Origin of the sequence: Pseudomonas vanderleydeniana (assembly GCF_014268755.2) — a bacterium.
Taxonomy (GTDB): domain Bacteria; phylum Pseudomonadota; class Gammaproteobacteria; order Pseudomonadales; family Pseudomonadaceae; genus Aquipseudomonas; species Aquipseudomonas vanderleydeniana.
The window spans coordinates 2,517,092-2,530,323 of sequence record NZ_CP077093.1 but is presented as its reverse complement, the minus strand read 5'-3'; the positions used below and the strand labels follow the sequence as shown (position 1 = coordinate 2,530,323).

Annotated in this window: 17 protein-coding genes; all 17 read right to left on the bottom strand. The window is 62.4% G+C overall.

All coding sequences use genetic code 11. The features are described from left to right. Nucleotides 1-3: 3 nt before the first annotated feature. On the bottom strand, nt 4-2,547 hold the full coding sequence (locus tag HU752_RS11495) for a phage tail tape measure protein (protein WP_186680622.1): 2,544 nt from the start codon (nt 2,545-2,547) through the stop codon (nt 4-6). 130 nt (nt 2,548-2,677) lie between these two features. Continuing rightward, nucleotides 2,678-2,974, bottom strand: a complete 297-nt coding sequence (locus HU752_RS11490; RefSeq protein ID WP_186680625.1) for a phage tail assembly protein — start codon at nt 2,972-2,974, stop codon at nt 2,678-2,680. 33 nt (nt 2,975-3,007) lie between these two features. Then, entirely contained in the window at nt 3,008-3,517 is a 510-nt protein-coding gene (locus HU752_RS11485; RefSeq protein WP_186680628.1) for a phage major tail tube protein, read from the bottom strand. Nucleotides 3,518-3,532: 15 nt separating this feature from the next. Continuing rightward, complete coding sequence (locus HU752_RS11480; protein ID WP_186680631.1) at nt 3,533-4,696, bottom strand: phage tail sheath subtilisin-like domain-containing protein; 1,164 nt, start codon at nt 4,694-4,696, stop codon at nt 3,533-3,535. Between the two features lie 91 nt (nt 4,697-4,787). Further along, a complete protein-coding gene (locus HU752_RS11475; protein WP_186680634.1) occupies nt 4,788-5,141 on the bottom strand; it encodes a phage tail assembly chaperone in 354 nt (117 codons plus the stop codon). A gap of 3 nt (nt 5,142-5,144) precedes the next feature. Next, nucleotides 5,145-7,382, bottom strand: coding sequence for a phage tail-collar fiber domain-containing protein (locus tag HU752_RS11470; protein WP_186680637.1), 2,238 nt, complete (start codon nt 7,380-7,382; stop codon nt 5,145-5,147). Further along, complete coding sequence (locus HU752_RS11465; RefSeq protein WP_186680640.1) at nt 7,375-7,986, bottom strand: phage tail protein I; 612 nt, start codon at nt 7,984-7,986, stop codon at nt 7,375-7,377. The genes HU752_RS11470 and HU752_RS11465 overlap by 8 nt, the downstream gene beginning before the upstream one ends. Then, entirely contained in the window at nt 7,986-8,870 is an 885-nt protein-coding gene (locus HU752_RS11460) for a baseplate assembly protein (protein WP_186680642.1), read from the bottom strand. Before HU752_RS11460 ends, HU752_RS11465 begins: the two co-directional genes overlap by 1 nt. Beyond that, the gene (locus tag HU752_RS11455; protein WP_186680646.1) at nt 8,867-9,193 is read right to left on the bottom strand and encodes a GPW/gp25 family protein; all 327 of its coding nucleotides are present in this window, start codon (nt 9,191-9,193) and stop codon (nt 8,867-8,869) included. The genes HU752_RS11460 and HU752_RS11455 overlap by 4 nt, the downstream gene beginning before the upstream one ends. A 5-nt stretch (nt 9,194-9,198) precedes the next feature. Next, nucleotides 9,199-9,447, bottom strand: a complete 249-nt coding sequence (locus HU752_RS11450) for a hypothetical protein (RefSeq protein WP_186680835.1) — start codon at nt 9,445-9,447, stop codon at nt 9,199-9,201. Nucleotides 9,448-9,503: 56 nt separating this feature from the next. Further along, nucleotides 9,504-10,064 (bottom strand): phage baseplate assembly protein V, encoded by a 561-nt coding sequence (locus HU752_RS11445; protein ID WP_186680649.1) that lies wholly within the window; start codon nt 10,062-10,064, stop codon nt 9,504-9,506. Then, nucleotides 10,061-10,573, bottom strand: a complete 513-nt coding sequence (locus tag HU752_RS11440) for a hypothetical protein (protein WP_186680652.1) — start codon at nt 10,571-10,573, stop codon at nt 10,061-10,063. Before HU752_RS11440 ends, HU752_RS11445 begins: the two co-directional genes overlap by 4 nt. Continuing rightward, nucleotides 10,566-11,228, bottom strand: coding sequence for a hypothetical protein (locus HU752_RS11435; RefSeq protein WP_186680655.1), 663 nt, complete (start codon nt 11,226-11,228; stop codon nt 10,566-10,568). The genes HU752_RS11440 and HU752_RS11435 overlap by 8 nt, the downstream gene beginning before the upstream one ends. After that, the gene (locus HU752_RS11430) at nt 11,225-11,545 is read right to left on the bottom strand and encodes a head-tail joining protein (RefSeq protein ID WP_186680658.1); all 321 of its coding nucleotides are present in this window, start codon (nt 11,543-11,545) and stop codon (nt 11,225-11,227) included. The genes HU752_RS11435 and HU752_RS11430 overlap by 4 nt, the downstream gene beginning before the upstream one ends. Before the next feature lie 2 nt (nt 11,546-11,547). Then, nucleotides 11,548-11,835, bottom strand: a complete 288-nt coding sequence (locus HU752_RS11425) for a hypothetical protein (protein WP_186680660.1) — start codon at nt 11,833-11,835, stop codon at nt 11,548-11,550. A gap of 1 nt (nt 11,836) precedes the next feature. Next, nucleotides 11,837-12,868, bottom strand: coding sequence for a major capsid protein (locus HU752_RS11420; RefSeq protein ID WP_186680662.1), 1,032 nt, complete (start codon nt 12,866-12,868; stop codon nt 11,837-11,839). 11 nt (nt 12,869-12,879) lie between these two features. Then, complete coding sequence (locus HU752_RS11415) at nt 12,880-13,230, bottom strand: head decoration protein (protein WP_186680664.1); 351 nt, start codon at nt 13,228-13,230, stop codon at nt 12,880-12,882. Nucleotides 13,231-13,232: the final 2 nt, after the last annotated feature.

Sequence of the window (13,232 nt, the reverse complement as noted above, 5' to 3'; positions counted from 1 at the left end):
TCCTTAAACATGGGGTTCATCGAACAACTGGCCGGCCGACTGCCGAGACATCGACTCCCGCGACCACTGCTCCCAACTACTCCGGAGCCGCGATTCAAGAGAGCGGAACAGCTGATCCGGATCCTTGGCATCGCCCTGTACAGTGACCTGCAGGTTCGGCGCGTACGAAAACTGCTGGTCGACCCGGGGCGATTGGCTCGGCTTAGCCTGCTCCAACGCCTGGGCCACGACCGGCGCCGTCGGTGCCGGTGCGGTCGCCGCGATCGAGCGAGCGATATCACCAGGTGCTGCCGCCTTGGCCTTCTCCGCATCAGCGACCTGCTCGTCTTCACCGAACCACTTCTTGCCGAGCCAGCTACCCAGGCCCTCGCCGCCCATGCCGCCCAGCGCCGCACCGATCGCGCCGCCGATCGCGGTACCAATGATCGGCACCACAGAGCCAATCGCCGCACCTGCAGCACCACCGGCCAGGGCGCCGGCCAACCCGCCTGCTGCACCACCGTAGCCCTCGGCTTTTTCGTCCTGGGTTTTGGCGTTGAGCGCGGTATCGAGGACAGACATACCGGCGTCAACGATCTTGCCGCCGGGCAGCTTCGCCGCGACCTTCGAAGCCCCTTTCAGCGCCCCGACGACCCGCCCCATCCGGCCAGCCTCTGCAGCGACCGGGACGATCGTTGCCGCCCCAGCAACCGCAGCACCCACACCACGCCCGCCCCGGCGCCGACGACCGCGACGGCGGCGCCCTCCAGGCTCGCCTACACCACCAGTGGACCCGATGCCGCCGATCTCCCGGGCGTTCACAACGAAAACCCGCTGCGGCTCGCCGAGAGCGGCACCGACGTCGTTCGCAGCACCGTTCCCGAGCACCTTGCCCAACGCGCCCAGGCCTGCGTCGACCACCTTGTTACCGGTCTGTGGCACCTCGCCGTCACCAGCTGCAGCACCACGACCGCGTCGGCCGCGAACCACATTCAGCATGCCGCGACCAATCTTCGCCGTGCTGTACAGGGTGATCAGCCCACCGACCGCCGCCGTGATGCCGGCGATGCCCATGACAACCTTGGGCGAACTGTCCGACAGCTCTGTCAGCTTCTTGGCCACGAACGTGATGCCCTCCGCGACCTTGTCAGTAGCCGGCCGGATGGCATCACCGACACTACGCATGCTGTCGTTGATCGACTGCATCGTCTCGGCCCACATCTGCGAGGACGTCTCCCGGCGCTCCGCCAGGTTCTTATCCAGAATCCCGGTGGCATTGGCCGAATCACTCTTGAGCTGGGTGTAGAGGTCCTTGTTCTGCGAATACGCAGTCAGCGCGGCCTTGACCTGCATGTCGGCAAACAAGTCACCGGTACGCAAGGTCTTCTCCAGGGCATCCAAAGCCGCTTTCGCCTTCTCCGGATCCGCTTCCTTGCTGATCGCCGCCTTCGCGTCCTTGATCTTTTTGGCCTTGGCCGGATCCGTGGCCTCGACGTACTTCATGGCCAGGGCCATCGACGACTCAATCGTCGACATCCCTTTCTGGATGCCCGTGTTCAGGGAGGCCTGATAGTCGATGCCCGCATCCTTGTAGGCCTTGACCACATCACCCGCGCCGATCTTCTCGACCCAGTTCTTGAAGTTGTTCGCCGCCTCGTCAGAACTACCGGCGGTTTTCATCTGTACCTGCAGCATCGAGCCAAGCGACGTCACCGCGTCCAGGCCGGTGCTGCCGTTCTTCTCCATGCTCGCCAGCAACTGGGGGAACCAGCGGGCCATGTCCGACGCTTCGAAGCTACCCGCCTGGCCTTGATACGCGATCGCCTCCAGCGCCTGCTGCATCACCTTCGGGTCGTTGATCTTGGCGTTCTGCTGCAGCGCCATGATCATCGACGCCGTGTCGACGCCGCTGGCCCCCTGGCCGACCGCGAACTTCGCCGCGATCGGTGCGTAGGACAAGGCCTTGTCCAGCTCCATGCCGGCGCCAACGAGTTGGTTGACCAGGTCGGCCACGTCATTACGAGACATGCCCGTGTCTTTCGACGTGTCGAGGACTGTCCGTGTCAGTTGCGCTTCCTCGGGCTTGTTCGCGACATCCGCCTTGATCGCGATGTCGCGGACGATCGCCTGGTAGTCCGCGCTGACCTTCGTCGGGATCGCGGCCATACCGACACCCACGACGGCGGCCCCCACCGTCGACTTGAGCATGGACCTGCCCGAGTCGATCTGCTGCCGGCCCTTCTCCTGCATTTCCGCCGCTTTCACCTCGCGGCCGAGACGCTGGTACTCACGTGACAGGCGCCCGACTTCGACGCCCTGCCGCTTTAGGGCATCAAGATTGCCCTCCAGCTTGCGCAACAGCCCTGCGGCGGATGCGGCCCCGCTGTCATGGGCACGCTTCCACTCGTCCCGCAGCTTGATCGTTTCGCCGATGGTGTTCTTCAACACCTTCGCCTTGCTGCCCGCGTCTTCCAGTTTCTTGATGTGGCCCTGGGCAGTACCAAAGGCGGCGCCGAGCGACGACGCCACGGCACCGCCAATTTCCAACGCAATCGCCAAACGCGCCATGCGTCACCTCCTGCAGGCTCAATCCGTGAGCCACCAAATCATGTCGCTCCACGGCATCACCGAAATCTCGGCTGCCGAGAAGCCCAGCTCGGCGGCCAGCCGTTTGGCCAGCCGCTTTTGCGTGCCAGGATCAAAGCTCGTCGTCTTGCACCAGACGAAAATAGCCGGCCTGCAGACGGTTGTAGTCCTTCAGCGGGAGCGCTTCGAGATCCTTCACATGGATCTCAGCCAGCGAGGAAAACAGGTTCAGCTCGCGCACCTCATCATCGCCATTGGCGGTGGCTTGGGCGGCACGCACGTCACGTACGGTCGGGGCTCGCATCACCAGGGTATCGACCCGGATGCCATTGGCCTCGGCGGGTTTGCTCAGTTTCACAACAACGCGATCGGCATCGATCTCGAGGTAGGTAGGAACTTTCTTGCTCATTGAATTGTTTCCTTACGGATAGAGGGACAGTGGTTACAGGCCCAGTGCCTGACGCGTTGCCGCGAGTTGGTCGACACCGTTGATGGTGCGCTTCATGCCGAGCGCATCGATCTCGTAGATCTCGCGACCGTCTACTTCGAGCCGGTAGTAGATGAGCGCCACCGAGTGCTTGATCTCGGCCTTGTCGCCGGGCTTCCAGTCGCCCATGTCGACCTCTTTCAGGGTGCCGCGAAGGGTGACAATCACCGGGGTGATCTTGCCCTTGAGCCCCTTGTAGGCACCCCGGAACGTGCCGTTGAAGGCCGAGCCATCGGCCAGGCCGAAGAACTTCAGCGACTCGCGCCGAACGCCGGTCGTGGTAAAGCCGGCCTCCTGCTTTTCCATGCCCATTTCCAGCTCGATCGGCACGTCCATGCCACCGCCCCGGTGTTCGTCCATTTTCAGGGTCAGTTTCGGGAGGGTCAGACTGGGGACATCGCCCTGGAAGCTCACACCGTCCACAAACAGGTTCAGGTTCGACAGGGTTTCGGGAATCATTGCCATGATGTGGGTCGCTCCTTAGGCGGCGGTATCGAGGACTTCGGTCAGCCACTGGTTCGTGACTTCGACGAGGAAGTTGGGGTTTTCGGCAGGCGGGACATCGGTAAAGCGAATGACCCAGTACACCTTGCCCTGTTCGAGCTGGGAGGCCGTGTTGCGATCCGGATCGGCATAGACCTCGAAATTGATGATCGCGCCCTGGTTCTTCAGGTCGCGCATGAACGCCTGCAGGCCTTCGGTTACGTCCTTGACGTAGGTCGCGGTGATCGAGCGGTCGACCGCCCACTTGTGCCCGTACAGGATCGCGTCCATGACAATGTCCATGGTCCGCACGCGGGTGACAAACGCCCATTTCGGATCGCTCGACAGGGTTCGGTTGCCCCACAGGCGGTAGCCGTCATCACGAATGATCGTGGCGATGTTCGCGTTGTTCAGCAGGTTGGCACGGCAGGTTTCGTCGCCGTCGAGGAACTCGATCGGGCGGGTCGTGCCAGTGATGCCGGTGAACTCCTTGTTCGACGGCGATGCCCAGAAGCCGTACTCGCTGTCAGTCCAGGCGAACAGCCCAGCGACCCAGGCCGAGGCTGGGGCATCAACCGTGGCACTGGCGGTGGTGTCCCAGTACTGAACACCGGGGTCTACCAGGTAGGCACGCTTGGCACCGAAGTTCTTGGCGTAGGCCTGTACTGCTTCGTCGGTGGTGTTTGGCCCGTCGAGGATCGCCAGGCCACGCAGCTTGTCTGCCAGGCCAATCAAAGCGGTACCGACCGGCAGGGCCGAGCTGTGCTTCGGGGTGATCAGCAACCGCGGCTGGGCGTTGAAACGACTCTTGCCGTCGAGCAGCGCCTGCAGGCCGGTTCGCTTGCCGTCGGCCAGAACGCCGCCGATGATCGCCGAGGTCTGCTGGGCCGCGTCGGCGACCTTCGCCACGCCACAGGCGACGATGACCGCCTTCGCACGCTGGTAGATCGCCTGGCAGGCTTTCGTGATCGCCGCGTCAGGCCCCCAGGCCGCGATCGCCTCACTCTCGCGGGTGATCAGCACCAGATCATTCGGCTGCGCGGTGTACTCCGGCGCCGGGGTGAAGGTGTCGACAAGACCGATGATCGAGGACGACGGCAAAGAAATGGTGCGGCTGCCGGTGTCGACGTTCGTGACGGTAACGCCGTGGAAGAAACTCATAAGCTGTTCTCCAGAAACGACAAAGCCCCGCAGTGCGGGGCCATGAGGGGTTTAGAAGCGGGTAAAAAAGTGCCCCAACAATGCAGGGCGGTTATTCGGCCTGATCAACATCCCAGACTGGGGCGACCGGCCGCTTCGCCTGATCGGGGAAGTCTGGCGACTGCGGCCAATCGCGCAAATCCTGGATGTAAGCCAACAGCTCAGCGAACTGATCGGCTGTCAATGTCGTTGCCACGCCAAGCTCAATCTGATCGCGGTGACGGTCACGCAGCCAGACTTGCTTCGCAAGTTCAGAGTCCCGCCAGGCTCGCTCTGTTGTCGCCGAGGTATCGACCTGCAACAGCTCCAGCTCCTCAACTGACAGCCACTCCTCAGCGAAACCGGCCTGGCGATTCTCGAACTCACCGACCACAAGCCCCTCCGCATCACGTTGTACGTATGGCATGGTTTACTCCTCAGTCCAGCCTTGGGTGTACAGCCAGGCCTCCACCAGCGTGTAGCCTCCACCGACGTAGACCTGCGCAACAACCTGTCCAGCGGTGTTCGTGCGTGACTCACAGTAAGCAGCCAAGTTCTCACCAGCTAACGCAGAGTTACCGGTACCAATGCCTCCGGCGTAGGAATTGGTCACGTTGTTCGCAATACCCCCCAATACAGCTTCATCTGCATCAGGAGACCGGACGAGGATCACGCAGTTTTCAGCCGTTACAGCAGCGTAATGCCGAGACACAACGGAAACACCTGGAGGGACGCTCACCGTTACTGTTGTGCTGCGAGTGACACCACCGGTAATCCGCATATCACGCTGCAACGTCTTGAAGTCAGTGCTACGACCGTAGTTGAGGAACGGGACAATATTGCCTGTGGCGTCGGTCTTGATCGACCGCCCGCGAAGTCGGAGCACCAGTTCATAGCCATTCGGTACAGAAGGTGTCATCGAGCTGGACAGCAGCATGTCCCTCTCTCCTCCTACCACCTTTCGGATCACGTAAGCGTGATACCAGGCGCCAGCAGCTCGGCCACCTACGTCAAGCTTGTTACCTCCAGAACCCGCCGACCAGGCACCAGCCGACTGCAACACGCAACTGATTACTGATTCAGACCAGGCAGCACTGCCAGACCCTCGTGCGCGCCCAGGACCAAAGTCGACAACACTTAGGGGTGAGGTAGCATTCATCGACATGATGAAGCCGGATGCAAAATCAACCGGGATCATCTGGATCCCCTGGGTGATTTGCGCCGCAAGTGCAGCAATGTCGATATTCCCTTGGTTGATCGGCGCGTTCCAGGCCTTGATGCACCACATCACAGCCAAGTTACGCGGCCGGGTTTCAGTACCACCTTGGAGCTGGATATATGCGGAACCATCATCCAGTTGAGTCCCCGACGAATACATAGTGGTGAAGCCACCACCTGCAGCCGCCTCTTTCGTTTTCAGACCGTGGGAGTGCGCTTTGAACTGATCCGCCTGCCAGGTGCCAATACCGCGCCCAGCATCAACCCCACGGCCATGATCCCAACCACGCAGGAACTCACCGCGAGAATCAGGCAGCCGGAAGTTACCAGCTCCCTCATCGCCCTTGTTGAACGATGTACCGAGGTAAGCGGCCAGATCCGGATAGGTCGCAGTACTCTGCACGCTGCCATCTAGCTCCAGAAAACCGGGCGGTACCGTTCCCTTGGGAAACGCCACCATCGAGCCAAGCGGCAGCGAGGAAGCCTGCGCGACCTTGGAATCGACCTCGGTCTTGCTGTATGCATCGGTGATACCGTAGCCGGCCAGCGTCGTCGGGCTCGTACCCGCGATGACCCGGCCGTTTTTATCCACGGTCAGTTTCGTGTAGGTGCCAGCAGTAACCCCTGTCCGTCCGGCGATCATCTCGAACGCCAATGGCGTGGTACCCAGTGTGATCGGCGCATCGGTGATCAGTTGCCAGACGCTGTCGCCACTGGCAACACCCTGCTCGACATGCACAAATAACCCGGGCGTGACCTCGATGCTCGTATCGGCATCGGCCGCACGGGGCCATGCCCCTGCCGCCACCAGGTAGATACCGTTTTCCTTGCCAGCAGCCTGATCCTTGACCAGCACCCGAGCACCGGCCGCCAGCGCTACACCGTCGACCGTCTGCAGGCCACTCAGCGCGATCTGCGCGGTGGTCGCCACCTGCACCGAGTGCTTGAAGTCCTGCTTGTTCAGCGCCGCGACAATCGAGGTGTCGACATACTCGCGCGTTGCCAGCACCACCGCCGGGTCAATCTTGAGCTGAATGTTCGCCGTGTTGCTGGTGACGATGTGCATCCGCACGACCTGGTTGCGGCCCGAGCCCTGGACCAGCAGCGGCTTGTAACTCGGCGCGCAGTTCGCCACGGCCGAGAACACGCCGTCGATATCCTCCAGGGCCAATTCGCGGATCCACCAGCCCCCGACGTCCGGAGGCAGCACCAGTTCCGCAACCAACACATTCGCGTCGGTCGGAGACACGTACAGCTGATTGAGCGGGGCCCGATAGACCTGGTTGATCAGCTTGGCCTGCGTGGGTGACGGCACCGGGTCAGTGCCATTGGCATCACCGATCAGCATATGGCTCGGCTGCCAGGGGATGCCCAAGGCATCGCAGTTGGTTTTCTTGGCGGCACCGGCATTCGTCAGCATGCCGCCAAAGATGGAGTTTTGGTTAACCATTCAGGTACACGTCCTGTTCGTCATTCGTGATTGTGTGGACGCCGTAGGTGCCCAGCACCTGCACGTCGATATCGGGGTTTTCCCAGGGGTAAACATCAAGCTCGTCGCCGTCGTAGGCCATGACACCGACAACGCAGGTGACGGGGCTCTGCAGGCTGATGTTCAGCGATGACATGTGCCGGCTGACTGGTTTGGCGTCATCGATCAACGCCGTCAGCTCGGTGTACATGTCTTCGGTGATGCCGGTGTCTAGTACACCGACCTCCAGAGCGAAGGTCGCGGGCTCGCCCATGGGCTGGGTCTGCCACCACTCGGTGACCTTCAGCAGAAAGCCCAGCGGCTCGACAACGCGCCGGATCGCGCCGATCGTGCCTTTGCGCGAGTGCACAAAGAACGCCGATCGGCACACCGCTCGCTTGGTCGCCTCGGGCCAGGCGTTATCCCAGCGATCCACCGACCAAGCCCAAGCAAGCTGGTACAGCAGGTGCGCCGGGCAGGTATCAGGGTTGTACAGGGTGCGCAGGGGAACCTCGACGACCTCGTCAGCAGCGGCCTCGATGGCACGCTCCAGCTCGGTGCTGTTGTTCGGGAGAAGACTGTCCATCAGCTCTCCCCCATCACAACGTTGAAGCCCGTGCAGTACGCCGCCTGCGACCGGCTCGGCGTGATATCCACCCAGTTGGCCAGCTCGACCTTACGCACACCGCTGATGTGCAACTGCGCGTCGACCGCCGATCGCGACACTTCGACGCCCAGCCGACGCCGGGGGTTGATCCAGGCAGCAAGGCGCCGCTGGCACTCGGCCAGGATCGCCTCGTTTTCAGATCCGGAACCGGCCATGTGCACCACAGCATCGATCCGGTACCGCAGGATCTCAGCAGCCTGAACCAACACCCGGTCACCCAGCGGTCGGACATCCTCGTCACTCAGTGCCGTATGCACCGTATCCAGCAGATCCTGGCCAGCAACCCCCTCGCCGGCCAGGGCCAGCACCGTGACCACCACCACCGCCGGCGACGGGCTTTGCGCCTCAGCGTCGGCCACCTGGCCGGAAGCATTGCGGGCATGCAGGATGTAGCTGCTACGCGGCCCCGCCGTGGTCAGACCCTCGTAAACGAGCTGGATCCGTTCGCGCAGTGCATCGTCATCTTCCAGGACCTGCTCGACGGGAGGCACCGCTGCCAGATCCTCGGCCTGGACAACCAGGCGCTGCAGTCGGACATTGGCGGCCAACTGATCGAGGTCACCACGCTTTGCATGGGCCAGCAGCAACGACCTTGCCGCATCGTTGACCCGGGCCCGATTGCCGACCTTACGATAGGCACCGACTTCCAGCAGCTTAAGGACCGGGTCGCTCTCCAGTTGCGCGGTCCAGTTCTCCCCCATGTACAACCGGAAGGTGCCGAGGTCGGCCTGATACACCTCCTCGAAATCCAGGCTCTCAAGCACCTGCGGTGCAGGAAGCGTCGACAAATCAACAATACTCACGCGGCCACCTCCATCAGCAGACTATCGCCCAGGTACTGACCGGCCAGCTGCAGCGAGATCTGGCCACCCAACACAGCAAGAACCCTCACCCGCTCCAGCTTGAAACGAGGCTCCCACCGCGCCAGCGCACGGGCGATCTCGGCCTGTACGGCGCTTTTCCAGCCATCGTTGACTGGCAGATCGACAAAGCGGCGCAGGTCGCAGCCGTACTCCGGGCGCTGCCGCCGGCTGCCGATCGGCGTCGTCACGATGTCCCCGATCGACTGCACAAGGTGTTCACGATCGGAAAGGGGCAAGCCGGTACGGCGATCCATTCCGATCATCGCGATTACTCCTGCAGGGGTTCGAACTCGGGGTGGGCCTTCAGGAAGGCGTATTGATCGTCGCCGGCCGCGCTGACACGGCCACGGGCGACGGGGATGGTGCTGCCGTCCGACATGACGAGCGTGCGCGAGGTGTAGACCTTGTCGCGAAAGACACGCGCGGGGCCGACGGCGATTGCCGCGCTGACAGTGTCAGGGGCCACTGCCTGGCCCTCTGCCGAATCGGGCGGCACAACGGGGCTCGATTTGCTCATGGGATGCTCCAGAAACGAAAAAAACCGCACGCGGCGGGCTGGTTGATAGGTAAGTGTCAGTGTTTGTGGTTAGGGCTGTTGCCGGTCGTATCCATGATCGAGCCAGCGCTGGTGATGTTGCCGGTGGTGTCGAGCTTGCCCTTGATCGTGACAGCGCCCACCAGGTCGATCTTGCTCGACAGTACGCTGATCTGATCAGGCGTGACCTGAAGCTGCGAGCCACCGACCTTGACCGTGACCGTCCCGGCCGGCAACTCGATGGTGTAGCTGTTGGCCTGCCAGTCGTAGACCAGGCTGCCGCCATCATCGAAGCGCCAGACCTCGACGTGATCACGATTGTCCGCCTGCGGACCCGCCTTGCCGTACAGGCCCGGCACAAAGGTCCCTTGGGCCGGATCCCCGCTCGGACTGAACAAGATGCCCTCCTCATTCAGGCTTGGCGCCCGCCAGTGCCGCGCCTTGCCTGCCGCCTGCGAATGCCATTTCACCCAGGCGCTGGACCAGCCGTCGCCATCGGAAACCCGCACTTTGCCAGCCTCCAGATCAACTGCAACAACAAAGCAAGGCAGCACCAGATCGGCAATCATCCGGTCGTGCTGCGCAGAGACGTAGCTCATACAGGATCCCCAAGGTCGACCGGCGTACCGTCAGGGCCTGGCACCATCGGTTTGCCTCCAGGCTCAATCGGCCACGGCCACTCCTCTTCGCCGAGGTAGATGACCTGCGTCCATTCGACGACCCACACCGCCATGTTATCCAGCTCCGGACGGCTCCAGTCGCGTTCAGCACGCACGAACTGTGCGGGCTCGACCTCGATACCCCAGGTCTGAATGCGCAACAGGACAGCCAACTGAGCCGCCACAAACGCTGCAACATGCAGGTGATCGTCGTTCTCGACCCCCACGATGACCCGCGCCTCAAAGCGCGCGTCAATCGCCACCTCACCCGTGCCAGGATCGTGGTCTGCCGGCTCGAAACCAGACAGTTCCAGCACGACGGCCGGCACCGCGATGGTCTCAAGGTGACCGGGCATCGTGCCCACATACGCCAAACCGGGGATGGCATCGTAGATGCCCGCTTCGATTGCGCCGTAAACCCGCCCGAGCGGGATCGGATCATCAAGCATTGCGAACCCTCCCTAAAAGCTTCTGCAGTTCAAAGTTGAGTTCCTGTGCCATGACCACCAGCAGCCGCTGGTGGGCTCGATTCGTCCATGACTCAAAGTGCGGCCGGACCTCTGCTAACGAGATCTTGGCCTTGGCCAACGGATAGCGGCTGTCATTCTCGGCAATCCAGCCCGAGCGGGGTCTTCCCGACGCAGATATCACACTCTCCGGATAGTCGCTCGCCCTGAAATGCCGGCTCGCCGTCCGTATCCAGATATCTGGCTTGTCTCCATACACCTGTTTGTAGAAAGCCCCCGCATAGCGCCGTCCTGCAACAGACACGCCTGTGCGCGACTGTCGGGGCCTCCCCGCCCGGCTAGCCTCAATGGGATTGAGGCCAAACCAGAGCTTGCCCTGACTGTTACTCCCCGCCCGGTAAGCCTTCAGGCGCTGCCGTACCGCCGAAATGGCAATACGCTCCTGCTGGCCTACCGACCGGGCAATGTGGGTTCGCAGCCAACCCAACGTCTTGTTGATCGCACGACGTTGTGCGGCGGTGATGGCCTTGGGCGCCAGTTCCGTGAACTGGTCAAACCCCTGAACATGCCGGGCGTTAGCCTGCAGCGTGATCAGCCCCTCTCGGGATGTCTGCCTGTAGTAGCTTCCAACGCTCATCGCACCTCCCGCAGGATGAAGTTGACCCAGCCAGTACCATCGGGCTCCCGCTTGGCGATGACATACCGACCGCCACCGTCCTCGGGATCCAACGCGCAAACCAGGTGCTGGCCTTCCTTGATGCCATTGGCATCACCGACGCGAACCGAGTAGACAGGCTGCCGAAGACCGGTATTGATGGTGCCGACCTTCGGTTGCTGCCACGGCACGGAGAGAAACCCGCGTACCGGACCTTCGACCCCCTCGATCTCGGCTTCATCGCCCAGGACGTCCAGCAGCGCCTCGTCCATGAACGCCACCTGGTCACGAAAGGCCATGATCAGTCGTCCCCGCCCGAGTCATCGTCGTTGTCGTCACCGCCGGCAGCGCCGCCACCTGCCTGGCCACCCTGAGCCCCGCCAGGAGCCTGGGAGCCGCCGGTCTGCTGGCTACGGCCGGAAGACCGCGCAGTAGATGGATCCAGCTTCCCGCGAGCCACGATCTTGCCTTCATCCAGCAACAGATCCCGGATCTCAGTGGAGGGAGCCACGTACACCTCCCCCTTCACATAGACTTTCTTGCCGTCCTGAATGCTGCCATCAACCACCATGTACTCGACTTTGGCCATGTCACACCACCTTTGCATAGAGGAAAGCGTTCGGTTCGAGCAGGGCGGCCAGAGGAGCTGCTTGCAGCTTCAGCCAACGCACGCTCGGCTCTTGGGTGACCCAGCTCTTCGGAAAGCGGGCCGCTTCCACCAGGCCGCTCTCGATGGCCTCGATGTCCTGAATCGCGGCGTACAGCATGGCGTTGCGCGTGGAAGTGGAACCGAGGATCAGCCCCCCCGCCGGAATGATCGGCTGAGCCTGACCGTCCTCGGGCACCACCCACTCGTCGTAGGTGTAGATGTCGAGGCCCGGATCGTTCAGGTAGCCGAGGTAAGTGACCCCATCAGGAAGCTCCTCCGGCTTGATCATCCCCATGTCCACACGGCGGGTGTTGAGTTGCTTCATCACCAGCTCGTTGCCTTGGAATGCGTCCTGCGCCTCACCACTGAACACCGCGACGTTGGCCGAGCGGCCACTGTCCTTGGCAATCAGGCGCCGCCACTGCCGCAGGTTGGCAATGGGGTCAGAGCCGGAGGTGTTCCAGCGACCGCTGGCCAGGGTCACCTTGTGGCTGTCCTCCATGAGGAAGTCGATAGTGTCATCCACACCCTCACCGACCACACGGACGCGGCCGGTGGTGAGCGCCTGGGCACACATCCACTCCTCGCTGCGGGTGATCTCTTCGTCGAGATCCACCAGGTCGCGACCGAGCATCTCACCTGCACGCTCGGCAGGACTACGTGCCGAGAACGGGTTATCACCCGCCGCACGCTTCAGAATCTGCTCTGCTCGGGTCGGCCGCTTGGGCTGGATATAGGGAGGCTTGTAGGTCGCGCTCTCCATACCCTTGCGCAGCGAAACGCTACCGGGAAGGCTCGGGTGAACGAACGGCGCCATTTTGCGCTGGCCCTTGATGATGTCGATGGTCACCGCCTCGGTGCCAAAGGTCTCGGGGTTCGCCGCGTTGAAAAAGGTGTTCATGAGGAAGCGGCGCGGCAGCGTCATCTGCTCGACGGCTTCCAGCATGGTCAGGGTGTCGAAAATGTCAGTCATGGTGTCTCCGATCAACGAATGAAGAGGCTGAAAGGCCGCAGAGCGACCTTCAAGATGGCAAGGGAAAGCCCCTCGCCGAGGACCAGTTGGCTGCCCAGCACCTGGCCGGTCAGGCGCACCGGAGCGCTTCGGGCCCCATCGGTGGTGTCGACGTCCTGATCAAGGATGACGGACGGCGTCTGCGACCCGTCCTGGGCAGCGGTCTTGGACAGCACGTACTCCTTGGAGGCCGTGACCTGACCGAGTACCGAACCGCGCTTGAGCTGCTGGCCGGTAGCGATGACAACCGCCTCCATCACGACAGGAAAGTCACCTGCCGCGAGCTGGCTCGGGATGTAGGATTTGCGTTCGGGGTTGCTCATGG

Coding starts and splice junctions, on each gene's coding strand:
- HU752_RS11495 (WP_186680622.1), bottom strand. CDS start 2,547: ATGGCGCGTTTGGCGATTGCGTTGGAAATTGGCGGTGCCGTGGCGTCG.
- HU752_RS11490 (WP_186680625.1), bottom strand. CDS start 2,974: ATGAGCAAGAAAGTTCCTACCTACCTCGAGATCGATGCCGATCGCGTT.
- HU752_RS11485 (WP_186680628.1), bottom strand. CDS start 3,517: ATGGCAATGATTCCCGAAACCCTGTCGAACCTGAACCTGTTTGTGGAC.
- HU752_RS11480 (WP_186680631.1), bottom strand. CDS start 4,696: ATGAGTTTCTTCCACGGCGTTACCGTCACGAACGTCGACACCGGCAGC.
- HU752_RS11475 (WP_186680634.1), bottom strand. CDS start 5,141: ATGCCATACGTACAACGTGATGCGGAGGGGCTTGTGGTCGGTGAGTTC.
- HU752_RS11470 (WP_186680637.1), bottom strand. CDS start 7,382: ATGGTTAACCAAAACTCCATCTTTGGCGGCATGCTGACGAATGCCGGT.
- HU752_RS11465 (WP_186680640.1), bottom strand. CDS start 7,986: ATGGACAGTCTTCTCCCGAACAACAGCACCGAGCTGGAGCGTGCCATC.
- HU752_RS11455 (WP_186680646.1), bottom strand. CDS start 9,193: ATGATCGGAATGGATCGCCGTACCGGCTTGCCCCTTTCCGATCGTGAA.
- HU752_RS11450 (WP_186680835.1), bottom strand. CDS start 9,447: ATGAGCAAATCGAGCCCCGTTGTGCCGCCCGATTCGGCAGAGGGCCAG.
- HU752_RS11445 (WP_186680649.1), bottom strand. CDS start 10,064: ATGAGCTACGTCTCTGCGCAGCACGACCGGATGATTGCCGATCTGGTG.
- HU752_RS11440 (WP_186680652.1), bottom strand. CDS start 10,573: ATGCTTGATGATCCGATCCCGCTCGGGCGGGTTTACGGCGCAATCGAA.
- HU752_RS11435 (WP_186680655.1), bottom strand. CDS start 11,228: ATGAGCGTTGGAAGCTACTACAGGCAGACATCCCGAGAGGGGCTGATC.
- HU752_RS11430 (WP_186680658.1), bottom strand. CDS start 11,545: ATGGCCTTTCGTGACCAGGTGGCGTTCATGGACGAGGCGCTGCTGGAC.
- HU752_RS11425 (WP_186680660.1), bottom strand. CDS start 11,835: ATGGCCAAAGTCGAGTACATGGTGGTTGATGGCAGCATTCAGGACGGC.
- HU752_RS11420 (WP_186680662.1), bottom strand. CDS start 12,868: ATGACTGACATTTTCGACACCCTGACCATGCTGGAAGCCGTCGAGCAG.
- HU752_RS11415 (WP_186680664.1), bottom strand. CDS start 13,230: ATGAGCAACCCCGAACGCAAATCCTACATCCCGAGCCAGCTCGCGGCA.